General features: G+C 68.1%; 18 protein-coding genes. 13 read left to right on the top strand and 5 right to left on the bottom strand.

What is annotated here, in order from left to right:
• Positions 1–2 precede the first annotated feature (2 nt).
• The 13 genes from fliG (at position 3) to NET02_RS11140 (ending at position 15,459) form a co-directional block, all read left to right on the top strand.
• Positions 3–1,031 carry a flagellar motor switch protein FliG gene (fliG, locus tag NET02_RS11200; RefSeq protein WP_284057503.1) on the top strand — a complete coding sequence of 343 codons (1,029 nt, stop codon included), beginning with the start codon at positions 3–5 and terminating at the stop codon, positions 1,029–1,031.
• The gene (locus NET02_RS11195) at positions 1,024–1,719 is read left to right on the top strand and encodes a FliH/SctL family protein (protein ID WP_284057502.1); all 696 of its coding nucleotides are present in this window, start codon (positions 1,024–1,026) and stop codon (positions 1,717–1,719) included. Before fliG ends, NET02_RS11195 begins: the two co-directional genes overlap by 8 nt.
• Positions 1,712–3,076, top strand: coding sequence for a FliI/YscN family ATPase (locus NET02_RS11190; protein ID WP_284057501.1), 1,365 nt, complete (start codon positions 1,712–1,714; stop codon positions 3,074–3,076). The genes NET02_RS11195 and NET02_RS11190 overlap by 8 nt, the downstream gene beginning before the upstream one ends.
• A complete protein-coding gene (gene fliJ, locus NET02_RS11185; RefSeq protein ID WP_284057500.1) occupies positions 3,073–3,549 on the top strand; it encodes a flagellar export protein FliJ in 477 nt (158 codons plus the stop codon). The genes NET02_RS11190 and fliJ overlap by 4 nt, the downstream gene beginning before the upstream one ends.
• Entirely contained in the window at positions 3,546–4,583 is a 1,038-nt protein-coding gene (locus NET02_RS11180; protein ID WP_284057499.1) for a peptidoglycan DD-metalloendopeptidase family protein, read from the top strand. The genes fliJ and NET02_RS11180 overlap by 4 nt, the downstream gene beginning before the upstream one ends.
• A gap of 11 nt (positions 4,584–4,594) precedes the next feature.
• Entirely contained in the window at positions 4,595–5,011 is a 417-nt protein-coding gene (flgB, locus tag NET02_RS11175) for a flagellar basal body rod protein FlgB (RefSeq protein WP_284057498.1), read from the top strand.
• A gap of 30 nt (positions 5,012–5,041) precedes the next feature.
• Positions 5,042–6,601, top strand: a complete 1,560-nt coding sequence (locus tag NET02_RS11170; protein WP_284057497.1) for a flagellar hook-length control protein FliK — start codon at positions 5,042–5,044, stop codon at positions 6,599–6,601.
• Positions 6,602–6,623: 22 nt separating this feature from the next.
• A complete protein-coding gene (locus NET02_RS11165) occupies positions 6,624–7,208 on the top strand; it encodes a flagellar hook capping FlgD N-terminal domain-containing protein (protein WP_284057496.1) in 585 nt (194 codons plus the stop codon).
• Between the two features lie 81 nt (positions 7,209–7,289).
• A complete protein-coding gene (locus NET02_RS11160) occupies positions 7,290–8,567 on the top strand; it encodes a flagellar hook protein FlgE (protein ID WP_284057495.1) in 1,278 nt (425 codons plus the stop codon).
• A 30-nt stretch (positions 8,568–8,597) separates the two neighbouring features.
• Positions 8,598–11,288: a choice-of-anchor Q domain-containing protein gene (locus NET02_RS11155; RefSeq protein ID WP_284057494.1), complete on the top strand. Its 2,691-nt coding sequence runs from the start codon at positions 8,598–8,600 to the stop codon at positions 11,286–11,288.
• A 100-nt stretch (positions 11,289–11,388) separates the two neighbouring features.
• Positions 11,389–12,147 (top strand): class F sortase, encoded by a 759-nt coding sequence (locus tag NET02_RS11150; protein ID WP_284057493.1) that lies wholly within the window; start codon positions 11,389–11,391, stop codon positions 12,145–12,147.
• 350 nt (positions 12,148–12,497) lie between these two features.
• Positions 12,498–14,387, top strand: a complete 1,890-nt coding sequence (locus tag NET02_RS11145) for a putative bifunctional diguanylate cyclase/phosphodiesterase (RefSeq protein ID WP_284057492.1) — start codon at positions 12,498–12,500, stop codon at positions 14,385–14,387.
• Positions 14,296–15,459, top strand: coding sequence for an NAD(P)-dependent oxidoreductase (locus NET02_RS11140; protein WP_347711032.1), 1,164 nt, complete (start codon positions 14,296–14,298; stop codon positions 15,457–15,459). Before NET02_RS11145 ends, NET02_RS11140 begins: the two co-directional genes overlap by 92 nt.
• Positions 15,460–15,465: 6 nt before the next feature.
• On the opposite strand, the gene NET02_RS11135 is transcribed toward NET02_RS11140, so the two are convergent.
• From NET02_RS11135 to NET02_RS11115, 5 genes are all read right to left on the bottom strand, one after another.
• Positions 15,466–16,182: an ABC transporter ATP-binding protein gene (locus tag NET02_RS11135; RefSeq protein WP_284057490.1), complete on the bottom strand. Its 717-nt coding sequence runs from the start codon at positions 16,180–16,182 to the stop codon at positions 15,466–15,468.
• On the bottom strand, positions 16,169–16,996 hold the full coding sequence (locus tag NET02_RS11130; RefSeq protein ID WP_284057489.1) for an ABC transporter ATP-binding protein: 828 nt from the start codon (positions 16,994–16,996) through the stop codon (positions 16,169–16,171). Before NET02_RS11130 ends, NET02_RS11135 begins: the two co-directional genes overlap by 14 nt.
• A gap of 3 nt (positions 16,997–16,999) precedes the next feature.
• Positions 17,000–18,679 carry a branched-chain amino acid ABC transporter permease gene (locus NET02_RS11125; RefSeq protein WP_284057488.1) on the bottom strand — a complete coding sequence of 560 codons (1,680 nt, stop codon included), beginning with the start codon at positions 18,677–18,679 and terminating at the stop codon, positions 17,000–17,002.
• A gap of 5 nt (positions 18,680–18,684) precedes the next feature.
• Positions 18,685–19,755 carry a branched-chain amino acid ABC transporter permease gene (locus NET02_RS11120; RefSeq protein ID WP_284057487.1) on the bottom strand — a complete coding sequence of 357 codons (1,071 nt, stop codon included), beginning with the start codon at positions 19,753–19,755 and terminating at the stop codon, positions 18,685–18,687.
• Positions 19,756–19,832: 77 nt separating this feature from the next.
• Positions 19,833–21,110, bottom strand: a complete 1,278-nt coding sequence (locus NET02_RS11115; RefSeq protein ID WP_284057486.1) for a branched-chain amino acid ABC transporter substrate-binding protein — start codon at positions 21,108–21,110, stop codon at positions 19,833–19,835.
• Positions 21,111–21,455: the final 345 nt, after the last annotated feature.

Here is a 21,455-nt window from a genome sequence, read left to right as displayed (position 1 = left end):
CAGTGGCGACCCAGCTCTCTGTTCGCGCCAACCGACAGCCTCTCACCGGTGCCGCAAAGGCCGCCGCGCTGCTGGTCGCGCTCGGGCCCGACCTCTCGGCTCGGGTGCTCCAGCACCTGCAGGAGCACGAGATCGAGGCGTTGACTGTCAAAGTCGCCTCGATGGAGCGGTTGACCGAGGAAGAGGTCGAATCCGTCATCAACGAAGCGCACGAGATGGTCTTGGCGCACCGCTATGTCGCTTCCGGGGGCGTGGACTATGCCAAGGAACTGCTGGCGAAGGCGCTGGGGCCAGACAAGGCGACGGCCCTGATCGAGCGGGTCGTGGCTACCCACCCGCCCGCGCCGTTCGAGTTCCTGCGCAAGTCCGACCCGCGGCAGATGGCGACGTTCCTGCAGAACGAGCATCCCCAGACCATTGCGCTGATCCTCTCGCACCTTCAACCAGTCCAGGCGGCCGCGGTGCTGACTAACCTCGGCGAGGATCTCCAGGCGGAAGTCGCGCGCCGGATCGCCACCATGGATCGGACGCCACCGGAGATCATCAACCGGGTCGAAGAGATCATGCGCCGGCGCCTCTCGTCGCTGATCAGCCAGGACACCCGCAGCGTCGGCGGCACTGGCCACCTGGTCGCCATCCTGATGACCGTCGACCGAGGGACGGAGCGGCACATCCTCGAGCGGCTCACCGAGACCGACCCCGATTTAGCCGAGGAAGTACGCAAGCTGATGTTCACATTCGACGACCTCATCCTGCTCGACGACCGCTCGCTGCAGCGCGTGCTACGCGAGGTGGACATGCGAGACCTGGCGCTGGCTCTCAAGGCTGCTCGCGACGATCTCAAGGAGCACATCTTCAGCAACATGTCGGCACGCGCGGCGGAGCTGCTACGCGAGGAGATCTCCTACCTCGGTCCGGTACGGATCCGCGCGGTCGAGGAGGCGCAGCAGCGCATCGTCTCGATCGTCCGGCGGCTGGAGGAGGCCGAGGAGATCGTCATCTCGCGCGGAGAGGAGCGGCTCCTTGGCTAGCCGGAGCGTGCTCAAGCACTGGACGCCTACCGGGCAGGGGTACGCGGTCGAGCCGCAGCCCTCGCGGCACGACCGCGAGCGGGCTGTCCGCCTGTTGAGCGAGGCGCGCGAGGCAGCCGACCAGCTCCTGGCCCAGGCCCGCGCCGAAGCTCAGGCGATCCTCGAGGCCGCTGAGCGGGAGCGCGAGGCGGCCTGGGAAGCGATGCGGCAGGCTGCGCTGGCCGAGGCACGGCGTGAGGCCCAGCAGCAGATGGCCGAGGAGATGGAGCGAACGTTCGGCCGCTTCCGGTCGCTCGTCGAGCGGGCCATCGTCCGGGAGGACGAGCTGCGCCGCGCCTGCTACCAGGAACTGGTCCGCCTGGCGGTCAAGATCGCCGAGGTCGTGATCCGGCGGGAGGTGCGGCAGGATCCCGAGTTCCTGGCCCGCCTCGCCGCCGCGGCGCTGGCCCAGGCACCCGCCGGGCCGATCTCGCAGATCCTCGTCCACCCCGACGATCTGGAGACGATGCAGCGCTGGCTAACGTACGTCTGGGACGGTGACCAGCCGGCGCTGGAGCTGGCGACCGACCCGCACGTGGACCGCGGGAGCTGCGTCATCGGGACCCCGACCGGCTTCATCGACGCTCGCATCAGCACGCAGCTCGTCGAGATCGAGCGGGCATTGCTGGAGGTAGCCGAGCATGCCTGAACCACAGCACCTCCGGCCGGCTTGTCCTATTGCGGACCTGGAGCGACGCCTCCAGGAACTGAAGCCCATGCGCCGCGAGGGCCGGGTGGTCCGCGGGATCGGCCTGACCGTAGAGGCCGTTGGGCTGGATCTCGAGATCGGCGACCTGTGTCATATCTTTCCGACCCGCGCGGAGGAAGGCCGGCTGGCGGCCGAGGTAGTCGGGTTCCAGAATGAGCGACTGATCCTCATCCCGCTGGCCGAGCTTCGCGGGGTACGGCACGGCAGCCGGGTCGTCCCGGCACCGGAGTCGCTCAGCATTCCGGTCGGCCGCGAGCTGCTGGGCCGGGTGATCGACGGCCTGGGGCGTCCGATCGATGGACGGGGACCGGTGGCCTGCCGCGAGCGCGCGCGGCTCAACGGCTCGCCACCCCATCCTCTGCGTCGCCAGCCGATCCGCGAGATCATGCCGACTGGCATTCGAGCGATCGACGCTGCCCTGACCTGCGGCCGCGGCCAGCGGATCGGCATCTTTGCGGGCTCGGGCGTCGGCAAGAGCACGCTGCTCGGCATGATCAGCCGCAATGCCGGGTGCGACGTGCGCGTGATCGCGCTGATCGGTGAGCGCGGCCGCGAGGTTCAGGAGTTCATCGAGCGCGACCTCGGCCCCGAGGGCCTGGAGCGCGCCGTAGTCGTCGTCTCGACCTCGGATCAGCCAGCACTGCTTCGCCTGAAAGCCGCCTGGACCGCCACCCTGATCGCCGAGTACTTCCGCGACCAGGGGCTGAGCGTCGTTCTGATGATGGACTCGGTCACCCGGCTGGCCATGGCCCAGCGCGAGATCGGCCTGGCCGCCGGCGAGCCGCCCACCACTCGCGGCTATCCCCCATCGGTGTTCGCGTTGCTGCCGCGCCTCCTCGAGCGTGCCGGCAACGACGAGACCGGCACCATGACCGCGTTCTACACCGTCCTCGTCGAGGGGGATGACCTCAACGAGCCGATCACGGACGCGGTCCGCGGCACGCTGGACGGCCACATCGTCCTCTCGCGCCAGCTCGCCGACCGCGGTCACTTCCCAGCGATCGAGATCCTGGGCAGCGTGAGCCGGGTGATGCCGAACATCGTCGACGAGCGTCACCGCCGGCTGGCCACCGATCTGCGGGACGTCCTTAGTGCCTACGAGAGCGCGCGCGACCTGATCGACATCGGCGCCTATGTGGCGGGCAGCAACCCGGCCGTCGACCGGGCACTGCGACTGATGCCGCGCCTGCGCCGCTTCCTGCAGCAGACACCGGGCGAGACGTCCAGCCTGGAAGAGACGCTGAACGCGCTCGAGCGCATCCTGCGCGAGCAGCCTGCCGGAGAGGAGTCGCCATGACCAGAACACAGCGCACGCGGGCGGCCCGGCTCGAGCGGATCATCGAGTACCGCCGTCGCCTGACCGAGCAGGCTCAGCAGCGGCTGGCCGAGGAGAGCCACGCGGTGTCGGTCGCCGAGGAGGCGCTGGATCGCCTCCAGCAGAGACAGCGCGAGCTCGCCCAGAACCTCGAGCGCTTGGCACGCGCGGTTGCCGACCCTGCCGTGCTCGAGACCGGCGACCTCTACCAGAGATGGATGGCCCAGCAGGTGAGCGAGCAGGCCCGAACGCTCGAGCTGGCCCGTCGCCGAGAAGAGGCTGCCCGTGACACGTTGCTCTTCCAGCAGCGAGAGAAGCGCAAGCTCGAGAAAGTCCAGGAACGATGGCAGGCCGAGTCGAGCCGCGAGGTGAGGCGCCAGGAGAGCCTGCTGCTCGACGAGATCGCGCTATCGCGCTACCACCAGAACCGGCAGCAGGAGGGAGCGAGCCAGTGAGCGGCATCTACCTGTCCCCCGAGGTGCTGGCGACGATGCCGATTCGCTTCGGCATCCGCTCGCCCCAGCTCGGCCCCAGCACCGGTGCTGCGGCCCAGTTCCTGGTGCTGCTGGCCGAGCGTGGCCTGCTCGATAGCGCCCGGATGGCTAGCTCCACACTGAGCGGGCTCCCGGCGAGCCGGCCGGGCGGAGACGTGATGGCGCAGCTCGCCGGTGCCTGGCCGGCCCGCGGCGAGGTGACTTCGCACTTCGGTCCGCGCAATCTGCTGCCCGGCGAGCAGCATCACAGCGGGATCGATATTGCGGTCCCCATCGGGACACCGGTTCAGGCAACGGCGGACGGTATCGTCCAGTTCGTCGGTAACACCGATGGCTATGGTGTACGAGTCGAGATACGGCACGCCGATGGCACGGTGACGCTCTACGCCCACCTGAGCGAGGCGCTGGTGCAGCCGGGCCAGCGGGTCGTCAAAGGGGAGACGATCGGGAAGTCCGGCAACACTGGAGCGTCCACCGGGCCACACCTGCACTACGAGATTCGCCGAAACGGCCAGGCCGTCGACCCCTGGCCGATCATGAGCGCCCAGCCGGTTCCGGCTTCTCACGTCCATAGTCCAGCTAGCACCCAGGGAACGGTCAGCCAGCTTCCCTACGGCTCGCTGATCGTGGCCGCCGGGCAGCGCTACGGGATCGATCCGGCTCTGATCGCCGCGGTCATCCAGGTGGAATCCGGTTTCGACCCGCGCGCCGTCTCGCCGGCCGGTGCTAAGGGATTGATGCAGCTCATGGACACCACCGCCGCTGGGCTGGGGGTGAGCGACCCGTTCGACCCAGCCCAGAACGTCGATGGCGGTGCCCGTTACCTCCGCGACATGCTGGCTCGCTTCGGCGGGGACCTGCGGCTGGCACTGGCTGCCTACAACGCCGGTCCGTTCGCCGTGGAGCGGGCCGGCGGCGTGCCGGACTACCCCGAGACGCAGGCATACGTGAGCAAGGTGCTCGCGACCTACCAGGCGCTGCTCGGTCTAGGCTGAGGAGGAAGCTGATGCCGACCCCACCGATCGACCCGACGCTGATCCTGGTACGCGCGCTCGACGCGCTGGCGCTGCGACAGCAGGTGACCGCCAGCAACATCGCGAACGTGGACACGCCGGGCTTCCGAGCCTCGGAGGTGCGCTTCGAGTCCATCCTCCAGCGCGCGCTCGCGACGAGGCCTGGCGAGTTGAGCCTGGTGCGCACCGATGCCCGCCACCTGCTGGCCGGTGGAATCGATGCGACTGATGTTGAGCCACAGGTCGTCGAGCTGAGCAACACCCGCTTGCGCAACGACGGCAACAACGTGGACGTGGATCGCGAGATGGGGCTGCTGGCCGAGACGACGCTGCGCTACAACGCGGTGACCGAGGCGCTGGCACGGAGGCTGGCGATGCAACGGCTGATCGCTAGCGACGGGCGTGGATAGCAGCGGCCGGGCTGAAGGGAGGGCCGTGCGATGACGACCCTGCAACCGATCGGTGGGTTCCTGGCCGCGCCGCCAGCGCCTGCCTCGCAGTCCACCCAGGTGGCCTCCGGTGGCCTGTTCGCGTTCCTGCTCGCGCTGCTGAGCGAACGGCCCGGCGGCGAACCTGGCCTGGGGACATCGCCAGGCGAACGGCTACCCGCTTCAGGGCCGCCGGTCTTGACCAAGGACGCCCCTCCGGAAACGAGAGAACCAGAGGCGGTCGAGCTCGGCCTGCTGGCGTGGGCGATCGTGGCCGGACTCCTCTCTGGGCCGGGCGCGCCAGCGCAGCCTGGCAGCCGGCACGCGAGACCGTCTCCAGTGCCGGCGGGCCCGAGCATCCTCGCCGTACCCTCCACGCCGGAGCCGGAGATGGGCATCCCAATACAGCCGATGGAGGGAGCACTCCCCGTCGGAGCCGAGATCGAGCTGCCCGAGTTCTCACCACGTCTCTGGCCGGCGGGCGGACGGGTAGTTCTGCCTGCCCAGGGCGAAGCTCCTGTGCCTGCCCGACCACCGACCGCCGTGGCGCATCCGGCGCGCCCATCGCTGGCTATCGCCGCAGAGTCGACTGTCCTGCCGGCCGCGGGCGCGGAGGCTTCCTCGCGGGCCTCTCGTGTGGAGGTGCAGGGGGCTGGCTTGCCGCCTGAGGCTATTCGGCCAATCGCCGCGATGGTGGGCGGCGGAGAGATCTCACCGTTCACCGGCATCCTGGCTGGAGGATCCGAGCCAGCTCCCGCACAGGTGGCCGTGTCGACGGGGCCTGGCCATCATGTCGCGCAAGCTGTCGCCGTCGACTCGATGTCCTCGGGTGGGGAGGCTAACCGTTCCAGCGGATCCGGGGATGACGTCCCCGCCGCGAAGGCGGTAGCCGCAGCCTTCTCTTTCGAGCGCGTGATGCCCTCCGAGACCGCTCACCCGCCCGAGTTGCGTCCAGCTCGCCATCGAGAGGGCGCTCCGGTAGCGGAGGCGCCCGGGGGAACGGCACACGCCCCTGGCCTGGGGATCGACCGGGCTGCGGATCAGACCGCGAGCGTTCTCGATGCGGCCAGCGGGGAGCCAGCACTCCCAGGACGAGAGCCGCAGGCCATCGTGCCCCAGCTCGCGCACCAGATCCGCTTCATCCTCCGGAATGGGCTTAGCCAGGCTTGGGTACGGCTCGATCCTCCGTCGCTGGGCATGGTGGATGTGCGCCTGACCGAGTCCGGTGGGGTGCTTCAGGTGGTGCTGGCCAGTGCGAGTCCGGCCGTCCGAGACCTGCTCGAGCGTGGCTCGGATGGCCTGCGCCGGGAGCTGGCGGCCAGCGGTCTCCAGGTGCAGCGGATCCAGGTCACCGGGCCGCTGGGCGCCGCCGAGTCGAGCGGGACTTCGGGCCACCTGGCCACTGCTGGGCATGAGGGGGGCTGGGGCCAGCCGGCCGGCAGGCAGCCCGAGCAGGCCTGGCAGGCGCCGCAACCCTACCCCCGGGAGGCGCAGCCGGAGATCGACGCCGATCCGGCGCAGCCGGCCCGGCACCGCGGCCGATCCGATTCCCGCATCGACTACTGGGCCTAGGGATCGAGGAGGGAGCACCGGCATGAGCGTAGGCGCTGTGCAGTCCACGAGTGGTAGCGGGCAAGAGCAGGTGGGCCGGACTCGTGGCCCGCAGGAGCTGGGCAAGCAGGAGTTCCTGATGCTGCTGGTCGCCCAGCTCCGGAACCAAGACCCGCTCAATCCGATGCAGGATCGCGAGTTCATCGCGCAGCTCGCGCAGTTGAACGCGCTCGAGCAGATGCAGCAAGTCAACGAGACCCTGTCGGCCATGGCCGAGCTCACCACGCTGGGACAGGTCGCCAGCTTCATCGGCAAGCAGATCTCCGGGCTCGAGCGGGGCACGGGCGAGCTCGTCGAGGGCGTCGTCACGAGCGTGACGATCGTCGATGGCAACGTCGTGCTGGAGATTGGTGGGAAACACGTCGAGGTACGCGATGTCGTGAGCATCACCAACCCGGCGTCGGGAGTGGCCGCAGCCGCCTCGACCGGTGAGGAGGAAACACCGGCTGCTGATCCGAGCGGGGCCCAGGGCAGCGCGCCATCGTCGGACACCACGCCGGAGCCGGGCGAGGGAACGGATGGAGGTGAGGGAGCGAGCGTACCCCTTCCCGGTGAGCCGATCGAGTAGAGCGCTGATGCCGGCATCGAGCGCCGGTACGGGCAACAGCCGGTATGTAGCTGCGATTGGGAACGGAGAGGAAGCAGAGCCATGATGCGATCCATGTTCTCGGCGATTTCGGGCCTGCGCGCCCACCAGACCTGGATGGACGTCATCGGCAACAACATCTCGAACGTGAACACCACCGGCTTCAAGGTGGGCCGGGTGCGCTTCACCGACATCCTGAGCCAGCTCGTGCGGGGCGCGAGCGGGCCGGAGGAAGGGCGCGGCGGGATCAACCCGTTGCAGATCGGCCTCGGCGCGGTGACCGGGGCGGTGGACACCATCCATACCCAGGGAGCGCTGCAGCTCACCGGCAAGCCGAGCGACCTGGCCATCCAGGGCGACGGCTTCTTCATCGTGAGCGACGGGGCGCAGACGCTCTACACGCGCGACGGCGCCTTCGACATCGGCTCCGACCTGCGACTGGTGAATTCCTCCACCGGCTTCTATGTCCTCGGCTGGCAGGCCGACGCCAACGGCGTCGTCGACCCGGCGGGGCCGGTGGGGCCGATCACCATCCCGATCGGCCAGCAGCTCGACGCGGTGGCCAGCACCGAGATTACGGTGCAGGGGAACCTGGACGCGACTACCGATCCGGCCTCTACGCCACCGCATTTCACGACCAAGGTTGGGGTCATCGACTCGCTCGGCTTCCGGCATGAGCTGACGGTCGAGTTCACCAAGACTGCGAGTAACACGTGGAATTACCAGATTGTGTACCCGACGAGCGACGATCCCGGCACTCCCTGGGATGACACCCTGACGCCAGACCCAGCGAACGGTGCCGACAACGGGACGCTCGTCTTCGACGCAGACGGTAACCTCGACGCGACCAACTCCCAGGTCAACCCTCTCATCCTGCAGCCTGCTACCGGAGCGGACGATATTACCCTAACGCTCGATTTCTCCACGCTTACCCAGCTCGAGAGCACCAGCACAGCCAACGCGGCGGCCAACGGCGCGCCGGCCGGCTCGCTGACGACCTTCACGGTCAGCCAGACAGGCGAGGTCTTGGGCATCTACTCCAACGGCACCACCAAGGTGATCGGCCAGGTGGCGCTGGCGCTCTTCACCAACCCGGGCGGGCTGATGAAGGTCGGCAACAACAGCTACCAGCCGACGGTCAACTCCGGCGAGCCGATCGTCGGGACGCCGGGCAGCGGCGGGCGCGGCGTGGTCGCCAGTGGCTACCTGGAGATGTCGAACGTCGACCTGGCGCAGGAGTTCACCAGCATGATCATGGCCCAGCGCGGTTTCCAGGCGAACTCCCGGGTCATCACCACCAGCGACGAGATCCTGCAGGAGCTGGTGAACCTGCGCCGGTAGGGAGGCGAGTGAGGTCGATAGGGTAGACGCATGATCGGGCGATTGGGCCTGCTCCGGGCCGGGCTGCTGCTGTTCTCGCTGGCGCTGGGCGCGGGTGGGACGCTCCTGTTCCTCTCCAGCCAGACGGAAGCCGTCGACGTCACCTTCGATGTCACAGAAGTATCGGACGCCGTCGACGCGAACCCAGGTGACGGAGTATGCGACACGGGGACGGGGATCTGCACGCTCCGGGCCGCGATCCAAGAAGCCAACGCGCTCTCCGATAGCGTCGTCATCCGGCTCGAGGCTACGACGTACGAGTTGAGCCTGGAGGGTGATGGGGAAGACGCGGCGGCCACCGGTGATCTCGATATACAGAAGCCACGCGGGACGCTGACGATCAGGGGCCGCTTCGAGTCTCCGACCGTCATCCAGTGGAGCGCCGCGGCCACGCGTGACCGGATTTTCGACATCTTCCCCGGCACGCGCGTCGAGGTCGTGCAGGTGACGCTGAGCGGAGGAGACTTGCCGGCCGGTGATGGCGGGGCGATCCGTAACGCCGGCACCCTCGAGCTCACCGATGTCGTGGTGCAGCAGAGCCAGGCCCCTGGACGTGGTGGGGGGATCTTCAACAGCGGCACGCTTCGGCTCGCCACCAATCGCACGGGGACGCTGATCCAGAACAACCAGGCCGGTACCGATGGCGGCGGCATCGCCAACGCGCAGGGAGCCACCGCCGAGCTCCACCGCGTGACCGTGCAGGGCAACTCGGCGGTCCAGGACGGTGGCGGCATCTTCAACCAGGGCACGCTCGTTATCGGAGACGCCTCGCTGATCGGGGGCGCGAGCCAGGCGCTCGGCAACAGCGCTGGGCGCAACGGGGGCGGCATCGCCCATGCCGGTGGGAGCCTCACGGTCACTGGCGCGACGATCCAGTGGAACGTCGCCGGCACGGCGCCAGAGGGCGGCTCCGGCGGCGGAGTCTGGGCCGACCCAGGCGTCCAGCCTGATCTCCGCAACGTCACCGTTGCCGATAACCAGGCGACGTCCGGTGGAGGCATCGCCGCTGGCAGGCTGATCCTGACCGACTCCACGCTGGAGCGGAACCGGGCTGACAGCGATGGCGGCGGGCTGCTCGTGCTCGACGGGGGCGATGCGCGCGTGATCGGGGGAACGATCGTCGACAATGCCGCCAGCACCGGAGACGGCGGCGGGATCGCTAACCAGGCCACGCTCACACTCTCGCGCGTCTCGATCCAGCGCAACCAGGCGATCGACGGCTCCGGTGGCGGGATCTTCAACGCGTCCAGCGCCACGTTGACGGCCGACAACCAGACGGTCATCCAGAGCAACCAGGCTGCGAGCGGCGGCGGGGTGGCGAACGCCGGCACGGCCACGCTGAACGGCGTCCGTGTGCTGACCAACACCGCGGCCGCCAACGGGGGCGGCATCGATACGAGTGGTCGTTTGAGCCTGAGGGGAGCGGTCGTCTCGGACAACTCGGCTGGCCAGCATGGTGGTGGCGTCTACCATTCCGGGTCCGAGGCCCTCGAGATCGAGCAAGGAGCATTGCTCAGCGGTAACCGCGCCCAGCTCGACGGCGGCGGTCTCTTCGCTGCCGGCCCCGCTGAGGTCGTCGATGCGCAGGTACAAGGGAACAGGGCCGGCCAGCGCGGCGGCGGTATCCTCGCCCAGGGGCAACTCGCGATCGAGCGCAGCGTGGTCATCGACAACGTCGCCGGGCTCGACGGGGGCGGGATCTACCTCGCGGACGGCGCCGAGGGCACGCTCATCGGCAGCGCGGTACGACGGAACCAGGCGCAGACCGGCGTCGGCGGGGGGATCGCCGGTGCGGCGGTTGCGAGTATTGCGCTCAGCTACGCAAGCGTGACCGAGAACCAGGCAGGCCTCTACGGTGGCGGCATCGGGACGCTCGGCGCAGTCGAGGCGACCAATGTGACGATCAGCACCAACGCTGGCGGTCAGCACGGCGGTGGGATCTGGGCCGGCCCCGCGAGCGAGGTAGCACTACGGTTCGTCACCTTGGCAGCGAACAGCGCATCTGCCGGTGGGGCGCTCTACAACGACAGCGGGCAGGTCAGCCTGCTGGGCGTCCTGATCGCGAGCACCCCCGGCGGCAGCAACTGCGGCGGCATCGCGCCGGAATCCGAGGGCGGCAACCTCGAGGACCGCAACTCCTGCCTCCTCGACGGCGAGGGGGACCTGGTGGAGGCTGATCCAGTTCTCCAGCCCCTCCAGTCGGAGCCGGGCGGGCTCACCTACTTCCACCCGCTAGGTACCGGTAGCCAGGCGATCGACCAAGGCCCGGACAGCGAGTGCCCGGAAGACGACCAGCGGCATCAGCCTCGGCCGCAGGGAGCCGCCTGCGATATCGGCGCCTATGAGCTGCTGGCGGCATCCTTGCCGACGGCGACGCCGACCCCGACCCAAACGCCGACTGTTACCGTGACACCGTCGGTCACGCCTGCGGTTACTCCGTCGGCGCAGGCAACGCCGACCGGCTCGCCCCCAGCCAGCCCACCGCCCGTGGTGCCGACGGTCGCTCCCTGGAGCACGCCGACGCCCCCGATCACCCTGCCGAACACGGGCTCCAGCGCGAGCGAGGGCGCCGACCGGCGCGGACTGGGGCTCGGCATGATGGCGATCGGTGGCTTCGGTGTCGCCCTCACGCTGCTGACGCTGGTGGTGCCCGTGTCACCACGGCGGCGAGCCGGTGACTGAGCCAAGGGCACGGGGCGACATGTCCAGACATGCCGCGCGCGGCGGGCCGCCGGCGTGGCCTAACCATGGGAATGACTTCCGTCAGCGACCGGGGGAGGTAGTGCCTCCCCCGGCGTCCGGCATCGGTGCTGCAAGCCGGCAGCAGGGGCAGCGCATAGCCGCGCTCCTGACCCTGCTCGCCTGGTGCGTCGCGACCGCGCTGGTCGGTGCGGCCCTCGGCTACGCCGGACACCGTCTCTTCCTGGCTGATTCCGAGGCACCCGCCGCTCGCTCGACTCGGCACCGGCCCGCTGCCACGACCTCCCTGACCATTAGCACCGAATCGACGGGCGACCCCACCATCCCCGCTGGCGCCGGCTCCCCGCCGACGGCGATCCAGACCCCCACGCCGCCCAGCCCCGGCGTCCCCATTGCGCGCATCGTCATCCCGGCGATCGGGGTGAACGCGCCGGTCGTCGTCAAGTCACTCGATCCCAGCGGCGTCATGCAGGCGCCGGACACGCCGTCCGACGTCGCCTGGTACGACTTCACGGAGCTGCCCGGCGGTGGGGGCAACATCGTCCTGGCCGGCCATGTCGACTTCGCGGGAGTCGGGCCGGCAGTCTTCTGGGATCTCTGGCGACTCGAACTAGGCGACATCGTCCAGCTCCATCTCATCGACGGCTCGATCGCCCTCTACCGGGTCATTTCGAGCGAGATAGTGGAGGAAGCCACCGCGCCCGTCGACCAGATTGTCGGCCCCACGCCGGGCGAGGTGGTGACGTTGATCACCTGCGCCGGCAACTACAATCCCGCCACCGGCCGCTACGACCAGAGGCTGATCGTCCGCGCCGAGCGGGTCCCCTCCACCGGGAGTTGAAGCCACCTCGGAGGGGCATGCCGGAGCCCGCTTTTCTCACGCCAATGCTCAAGAAGTCGGCCGCGGCGTCCGATAGCTAAGGAGGAGACTGCGGCTCAGCGCTGCTCGAGCAGTACCCGACCACATGAGAGAGGCTGCGATGCCATCGGCCAGGATTGAAGCCAGCCGGCTCCGAGCGATTGAAGGGGCTACCGGGGTGGGAGAGCAGGGGAACCGCCGTCTCAAGGACGAGTCGACCGTCGCGCGCCGAGTGGAGAGGCGTGGTGCCAGGCGGCTGCTCGACCTTAGCCGGTTTCTCGGCTGGGCTCTACGATCGTCTCCGGTCGGCCATCCGTGGAGGTGGAGTTGAGGTGACACCGGTCGATCACCGCTCGCTGGACGCGGTCAACAGCGTGCTCAACCGGGCTCTACACGGGGCCACGTTCGGAGAGGTCCTCCAGGCAATCGGCGAGCATCTGGGCGCCGCGCTTCCCGAACTGGCGACGCTGATGGCGATCCGAGGGCCTCACCCCGAGATCGAGATGGCGAGTGATCCCCGGCTCCCGGAAGAGGCGCTCCCCGCCTTTCGACTGCTCGCCAAGCGTGTCCGCAGCCTCGCCGATGTCCCCGGGGTCCCGTTTGGCCCCCCGGAGAGGCCAGCCGGGGCGCTCATCGCAGCTCCTGTCGAAGACCCGGCCTGGCAGCCGCCGGTCGAGATGGTCGCTCGTGCCGGCTTTCAGGCGTTCTGGGCAGTGCCCATCGAAGATCCGATTGCCGGCCACCTCGGCTGGATCTTCGCTTGCATTCCCGAGCCACGGGTGCCGTGCCCGGCTGAGCTTTCCTGCCTCACACTGGCGGCCAACCTGCTCTGCCTGGCCGCCCGCCAGCAGGGCCTGTCACCGTCGCAGGAGACGGGCGACTATGATCCGCTGACCGGCCTGCCCGGCCGCGGGGTCTTCCTCGAGCGCCTGGGGCACGCGCTGGCCCGTCGCCACCGGCGGAAGGGGCGGGTCGGAGTCATCGTGCTGGACTTCGACCGCTTCCGGATCATCAATAACAGCTTCGGCGTGGCCGCCGGCAACCAGGTTCTGCTTACCGTCGCCCGGCGACTGAGGAAGGGCTTGCGCCGGGGCGATACGCTGGCCCGGCTCGAGCGCGATGAGTTCGCCATCCTGCTGGAGGGGCTCCAGTGCGAGCGCGACGCGATCGAGGTCGCCGAGCGGATGATGCAGCACCTGCACCGGCCGATCCCGCTCACGAACCGCGAGGTGATGCTGACAGCGAGCTTCGGCATCGCGCTGAGCACCGAGACGTCCACGCCCGCCGACCTGATGCAGGAGGCAGAGATGGCGCTGGCCAATGCCCGGAGCGCGAGCGGAGGCTCCTACAAAGTGTTCAGCCAGGCGCTCGACCGGGGGATGCGCCGGCGCCTGGAGCTCGAGATCCATCTCTTGCGCGCGCTGGAGCGCGAGGAGTTCTTCCTGAACTTCCAGCCGGTGATCGAGCTCGACACCGGCCGGATCGTCGAGCTCGAGGCGCTGCTGCGCTGGGAGCATGCCCAGCACGGCTTGATCTCACCGGCCGAGTTCATCCCGATCGCTGAGGAGACGGGACTGATCATCCCGATCGGCCGCTGGACACTGCGCGAAGCAGCCCGCCTGATGCGGGAGTGGCTGAGCCGGTTCCCTCACCTGCCGCCCGAGCTCAAGCTGAGCGTCAACCTTTCCCCTCGCCAGCTCCGCTACTCGGGCCTGGTGCAGGAGATCGCCGCGACGCTGGACGAAGTCGGCCTGTCGCCCAGCCGTTTGAAGATCGAGATCACCGAGTCGTTGCTCGTAGATAGTGACGAGGCGGTGCTGTGCCGGCTGCAGGATCTTCGCGCGCACGGCATCGAGCTGGCGCTCGACGACTTCGGGACGGGGTACTCGAGCCTCGGGTACCTGAGCGGGCTGCCGGTCGATTGCCTCAAGATCGACCGGACCTTCGTCGAGCGGCTCGGGCAGGATCAGGCCCAGGCGGCGATTATCCAGACGATCGTCTCGGTCGCCCGGGCCCTCGGGCTCAACGTGGTCGGAGAGGGGATCGAGACCGAGATGCAGCTCGTCCACCTGCGCGCGCTCGGCTGTACCCGTGGCCAGGGCTATTACATCGCCCGTCCACTGAGCGCCGATGGTGTGGCAACGCTTTTCCAGCGCGGGCTCACGCTCCTGCTTCCGGCCCAGAAGCTGCCGGGGAGCCCGCCGGAGCTGCTCGCCAGCTAGCCTCACTACCCCCGTACAGTGCATGATTGACGTTGCGGAGTGTCCAGGCCGAGACGCCCCTGGTGGGGCGCCTCATCTCATAGTGACCATGGCCAGGTCCAGGCAACCGGCAAGGAGTCGATCGGTGGGCAAGCCACGCATAGGATTCATCGGTCTCGGCACCATGGGACGTCCCATGGCTCTGCGCCTCCTCGAAGCAGGCTACGAGGTCATGGTGTCCGACCGTCGACCAGAGGCAACCCGTGCCCTCGAAGCAGTGGGCGCGATCGCCATGCCCACGCCGCTCCTGGTGGCCGACCGGGCTGACGTGCTGATGAGTTGCCTGCCGACTGATAACGAGCTGTTCGAGGTCTACATCGGTCCAGAGGGCGCGCTGGAACACCTGCGGCCCGGTGCGATCGTCATCGACTTCAGCACCGCGACGCCGATGATGATCCAGCGGATCGCGGCCGATGCCGCCCTGCGCCAGATCCAGGTCGTCGATGCGCCGGTCTGTGGCGGGCCGGTGGAGGCGCAGCAGGGCCGCCTGACGCTGATCGTCGGGGCGGAGCCAGCCGTGTTCGAGCAGGTGCTGTCGATCCTGCAGGTCCTCGGCCAGGAAATTCACCTGGTCGGCGGGCCGGGGATGGGTAAGGTCATCAAGCTGGTCCACAACCTGATCGCTGGATCGGCGCTGGTGCTTATCGGCGAGGCACTCACCCTCGCCGCTAACGCCGGTGCCGATCTGCACAAGGTGTTCGAGGTCGTCCGATCGAGCAGCGGCGACTGGCAGCTCTGGAACGAGGTCGTGCCGGAGCTCCTGCGACCGCCGACGCCGGTTGCCAACTTCAGGCTCGACTTGATGAAGAAGGATCTGGAGCTCGCCGTGCGACTGGGTGCAGACCTCGGCAGCCCGGTACCGCTTACCGCGCTGTCGCACCAGTTCTACGTCGCTGCCAGCGCGCAGGGGATGGGGCAGGCGCCAGCGCACGAGGTGGCGCGGATCATCGCCCGGTTGGGGAACGCGCACCTGGAGCGGGCTGCCCCGCTGCTCGATCTGGCCGCCGATGGCGGTCAGGGAGACGGCGCGTAGGCCCGCTCACTCCCGGGCACCGAGGTAGGCCGCCTGCACCTTCGGGTCATGGGCCAGCTCGGCGGCCGGGCCTTCGAGCACGATGCTCCCGGTCTCCAGCACGTACCCCCGGTGCGCGACCTCGAGCGCCATCCGGGCGTTCTGCTCGACCAGGAGGATCGTGGTCCCTCGCTGGTTCAGGCGCTGGATCACCTCGAAGATGCTCTCGACGAGCACCGGTGCCAGCCCCATGGACGGTTCGTCCAGCAGCATAATCCGCGGCTGCATCATCAGCGCCCGGCCAATGGCCAGCATCTGCTGCTCGCCCCCCGAGAGCGTGCCGCCCTGCTGCCGCCGGCGCTCGGCCAGGCGGGGAAAGAGCTGGAGTACCTCTTCCAGCCGCCGCCGGATCTCCTGTCGATCGGTGATGGTAAAGGCGCCCAGCGCCAGGTTCTCCTCCACGCTGAGCCGGGGGAAGATCCGCCGTCCTTCAGGGACGTGCCCGACGCCCAGTTTGACGATCTCGTGCGGCGGAAGCCCTACAATGTTCCGCCCCTCGAGGGCGATCCGGCCCCTGGCCGGGCGGATCAGCCCGGAGATGGAGCGGAGCGTGGTGGTCTTGCCGGCGCCGTTCGCGCCGAGGAGCGTAACGATTTCCCCGCGCTCGACAGTCAAGGACACGCCCCTGAGCGCGTGGATCGGTCCGTAATACACATGGACGGACTCGAGCTCAAGAACTGGCATCGGACGCGCTCTCGTCGCTTAGCACCTTGGCCGCGATCCCGCCCAGACCTGACGCTGCCCCTCGTCCGAGGTACGCCTCGATCACCCGCGGGTCGGCCTGCACCTCGGCCGGTTTCCCCTCGGCGATCTTCTCACCGAAGTCCAGCACCGTGACGAGATCGGAGATATTCATCACGACCTTCATGTCGTGCTCGATCAGCAGGATCGTCATGCCGCGCTCGTCGCGCAGCCGTCGGATGAGCGTGATCATCTGATCGGTCTCGTAGGGGTTCATGCCAGCGGTCGGCTCGTCGAGCAGCAGGAGGCGCGGGCGCAAGGCCAGCGCGCGGGCGATCTCCAGACGGCGCTGGTCGCCGTAGGAGAGGTTGTTCGCGACCACGAACTCCTTGCCCCCGAGGCCGACGTAGCGCAGGAGCTCGCCAGCCTCGGCTTCGGCCTCCCGCTCGCTCCGGTGGTAACGCCTGGTGTGCACGACCGCGTCGAGAAACCCGTAGCGGACATGGGGGTGCAAGCCGATCAACACGTTGTCCAGCACCGTGAGGTAGCGGAATAGCCGTATGTTTTGGTACGTCCTGGCAATTCCTCGATGCGCGATCTGGTCAGGTCGCAAGCCGGTAATCGGTTGACCGTCGAGGAGGATCTCGCCCTCGTCTGGCACGAGGAAGCCGGTAGCGCAGTTGAAAAAGGTGGTCTTGCCAGCTCCGTTCGGCCCGATGATGCTGTGGATCGTCTGCTCGCGGACTCCGAGATCCAGGTTGTGGAGCGCGACGACGCCGCCGAAACGCTTGGTGACCCTGCGTGCTTCCAGCAGCATGGCTCACGCTCCGTCCTGGGTAACCGCAGCGACTTCGGCGGGCGCTCTCGTCTTGCCCTCCTCGGCGGCCTCCTCCAGCTCGCGTACTCGCGTCTCCTCCGGCCACAGACCGGCGGGCCGGAAGATCATCATGGCCACCAGCACCACGCCGTAGACCAGGAGCCGGTACTCCTGGAACTCGCGCAGGAGTTCCGGCAGGCCGACGAGGGCGAGGGCACCGACCACCACGCCGGGCAGGCTTCCGATCCCGCCCAGGACGAGGAGCGCGACCACGTTGATCGACACCAGCAGGGAGAAGCTCTGCGGAATGACTGAATTCACCAGCGACGCAAAGAGGGCACCGCTGAGCCCACCCATCGCTGCGCCGGTGGCGAACGCCAGGAGCTTGGCAGTCACCCGGTTGATTCCCATCGCCTGGGCCACATCCTCGTCCTCGCGGATGGCCATCCACGCCCGGCCGATGCGGGAATCGCGCAGGCGCACCGAGAGGAACCAGGCCAGGCCGCATCCGATCAGGATGAGATAGTAGTACTCCTGGGGGCGATCGATGACGAACGGGCCGAGCTCCGGGCGGGCAATGCGCGTCACACCTTGCGCCCCTCCGAGGTGGGGCTTGAGCCAGTCGGACAGCACCAGCAGGCGGACGATCTCGCCGAAGCCCAGAGTGGTGATCGCCAGATAGTCGCCGCGCATCCGCAGCACGGGCAGTCCGATTAAGATCCCCGAGACGACGGTCATCGCGACCGCGATCGGCAGGGCCTCCCAGAAACCGAGGGTGAAGTGTCCCAGTTCCGGCGAAGTGAGCACCGCCATCGAGTACGCGCCGATCGCGAAGAAGGCGACGTAGCCCAGATCGAGCAAGCCGGCGAAGCCCAGGACGAGGTTGAGCCCCAGACCCATCAGGATGTACAGGCCGACGAAATCGCTGACGTTGCTGAGGAAGAGCCCGGCCCAGAGCGGGAACGACGCCAGGAAGACGACGCCGATGACCCGGGCCGCTACCCGGCGTCGCTGGAGTGCCCGCACCGAGAGCGATCCCCGGTGGCTGCTCGCCCGGTTCGCCAGAACCTGGCGAGCAATCGGGACGGCCAAGGCGAGCGCCAGCACCGTGGCCGTGCCCGGCAGTGAGAGCCCGCCGGTCGGGGTAAAGAGGAAGCCCATGACCGGAGCGGGGAAGATCGGACTGAGCACATCGCGCAGCAGGCCGACGAGGACGGCGATGGCCAGCGCGGTGAGCACGGCACGGCGACCAGTCGCTGGGAGCCAGGTCAACCCCCCGCCGAGAAAGCCGACCGCCGCGCCGACGAGCAGGAGGACGGCCAGACCCACGGCGCCGGTGCCCCGGTTGAACGTGAGGATATCCGGCAGCGCAGGCGAAGCGGCCACGAAGACCGTTCGCAGGTCGACCGTAGCGACGAGGAGGGCGAGCACCCAAAGTGCCAGTCCAACGAGCAACCCGGCCAGCGCCGCCCCGAGCAGGCCAGTCCAGTTGCTTATCCGGCGTCCCACCAGGTAGCCGACGGTGAGCATCAGGGCGAGCAGCAGGACGTAGCTGAACGTCACCCCCTGCCCGATCAACCGGCGGCCCGCGAACGCCTCGATCAGGCCGACCAGGCTGAGATGCCAGGCGGCGAATCCACCGATGAGGCCAAAGACGAGCGCGCGACGCACAGCCTGCTCCATGCCCACTACACCCGGCTGCCCAGTCGCTCCCCGAGGATCCCTGTGGGCCGGAAGATCAGAATGAGTACGAGGATGGTAAAGGCGATCGCGTCCTTGAGCTGGTGGGCGGCCGGAATGCCTAGCCCGTCGAGGAACAGGCTCGGGCCGACCGACTCGACCAACCCGAGCACGAGCCCTCCGAGCGCGGCTCCCGGCAGGTTCCCGATGCCGCCGAGGACGGCCGAAGTGAAGGCCTTGATACCCGGCAGGAACCCCATGAAGAACTGCACCTGGGCGAACACGAGCGCGTAGAGCACGCCGGCAACGCCCGCCATCGCTCCGCCGACCGCGAAGGTGCTCGAGATGGCCCGGTTGACATCGACGCCCATCAACGCTGCCGCTTCCATGTCCTCCGCTACGGCGCGGATAGCCAGGCCGGTTCGAGTGAACGTGAGGAAGGCCCAGAGGATGCCGAGCGTCGCCAGCGCACCCAGGAAAACGACGATCAGCTTGATCTGGATGCCGAGGATCGTCCCCTCGAGGAGGGGAACGGTGGGATACACCCGAACGCCGCTACCGAACAGCCCGCGGAAGGTGTACTGCAAAAAGAACGATGCCCCGACTGCGGTGATCAACGGTACGAGGCGAGGCGCGCCACGCAGTGGACGATAGGCGATCCGCTCCAGGATGACCGCGATCGTCATCGAGACGAGCGCGGCGAACGCCAGCAGGGCGAGCAGAGAGATGATCGGTCTGGACTCTAGAAACCCACGCCGTGCCAGGGCATCGGCCAGGAAGAACGCACTGAAGGCCCCGCTCATGAAGACCTCGCCGTGCGCGAAGTTGATCATCCGCAGCACGCCGTAGACCATGGTGTACCCCAGGGCGATCAAGGCATAGATCCCGCCCTGGGCCAGGCCGAAGACGATGAAGTCGAACCATTGCCCGGCGGTGTACCGGCCGGCCACGAGCGTCTGGTACGAGCCGACCAGGACGAGCACGAGCACAAGGGCGCCGATAGTCCAGGCGATCACCATCGTCAGGTCGATCCGCCGGCCACCGGTCAGCACTGCCAGGCGTCGAGCTGCACTCGCCACGCGTCTCTCCCGCTCGTGCAGAAACACGAGAGGCCGCAGGGCCGAGAGTGCTCAGCCCTGCGGCCGAACACCGCGCGCTATGGGTAGACCTTCTTCACCACCTGGTCTGGCCAGCCAGACGTGTCTGCGCTGACGATCTCGTAGACGGCGATCTTCGGGTCGGCGCAGTCCCCGTTCTCGTCGCAGGTCAGGTTGCCGGTAAGGCCCTGGAAGTTCGCCGTCTCGTAGAGCGCCTGGCGCAGCGCCTTGCGCGGGATATAGAGCGTGCCGTCCGGTCCTTCGACCGCCACCTTCTCGATCGCCTCGGCGATCATCATGGTGGCATCGTAAGCGTGCGCGTGGAAGATCGAGATCGGCTTCTCGCCGTACTTCTTCTCGTACTTGGCGACGAAGTCCTGATAGCCCGAGCCGAAGGCGGTCACGTCCGGGCTGCTCAGGTACATCCCGACCGCTGCGTCACCGGCAGCCTCGACGAAGTCCGGCGAGAACAGGCCGTCGGCGCCCATCAGCTTCACGTTCTCCAGGCCGCGAATCTCCTTGGATTGCCGGGTCACGAAGCCACCGGCCTTCGTGAAGATCGGGTAGTAGATGATCTCGGGTTGCTGGGTCGCGATCCGGGTCAGTACCGGGCGCATATCCGTGTCGTCCGGCCCGACCGCCTCCTGGGCTACCACCTCGCCACCGAGCTTCTTGAACTCCTCGGCGAAGACATTGGCGAGCTGCTCGGCGTAGAGGCTTCCGTCGTGGATGGTCGCAGCCTTCTTGACCTTCAGGAAGTTGAACGCGAACTCCGCCGCGACCTTGCCCTGCACCTTATCGTTGTGCGCCGTGCGGAGATATGCCTCGACATGCTTGGTGGGATCGGTCAGGTCCGGCGCCGTGTTGGAGGGCGAGACCATCACCATCCCGGCGTCGTTGATCACCGGTGCCATCACCCGCGCTTCGGACGAGCAGGAGGTGCCGACGATCGCGACGAGCTTCGGGTTCGCCGCCAGCTTGGTCGCCGCCGCCTGGCCACCCTCCGGATTGCAACCGGTGTCCTCCTTGATCAGCTCGATCTTGTGACCGAGCAACTCACCGCCGAGGTCGTCGATCGCGATCTCGATACCGCGCATCGAGTCCGTTCCCAACGCGGCGTCGGGTCCTGCGATTACCAGCGCTCCGGCTAGGACGATCGGCTCCCCTGGCTTGATTTCCACCACGCCGATCTCGTCCTGCGGTGGCTGGAACGCCGGAGCTGCGGGAGTCGGACTCGGCCCGGCCTGCCCGGGCCCCTCGGCTTGCTGGCAGGCAGCGCCTAGCGCCAGGATAAAGGCAAGCACGAGGCTAATCGAAAGGGCGCGACGAGCTCTCATCTCGACCTCCTCCTCACCATCGATCAGACGAAAGCTTCCCTCGTTCCGCTGCCGGTACGATCGCCAGCAACGGCACACTGCCATATGTATAAGTCATTCTGGCACGAGGCTGTTGCGCCTGTCAATACCCGTTATCGATAGCGAATCTGCGAGACTCCCAACGTGACCTCTCGCCGCAGACGAGGCGCGATCCTCTAGCGGATCGGAGGGGATGCTGCCGGCGTCCAACCGAATTGACGTGCGGGTGTCCGGCGCTACCCGCGAGCAATGCCACGATCACCCCGTGGCTAGTCGAGGTGATGCGGGTATGGGGATCGAGCTGCGCTGGTCCCTGGGGTGGGTGTC

The sequence above is a fragment of the Thermalbibacter longus genome (assembly GCF_023806485.1).
Lineage (GTDB): Bacteria > Chloroflexota > Chloroflexia > Thermomicrobiales > Thermomicrobiaceae > Thermalbibacter > Thermalbibacter longus.
Note: the sequence above shows the minus strand (reverse complement) of the source record. Positions and strands in the feature narration are given on the sequence as shown.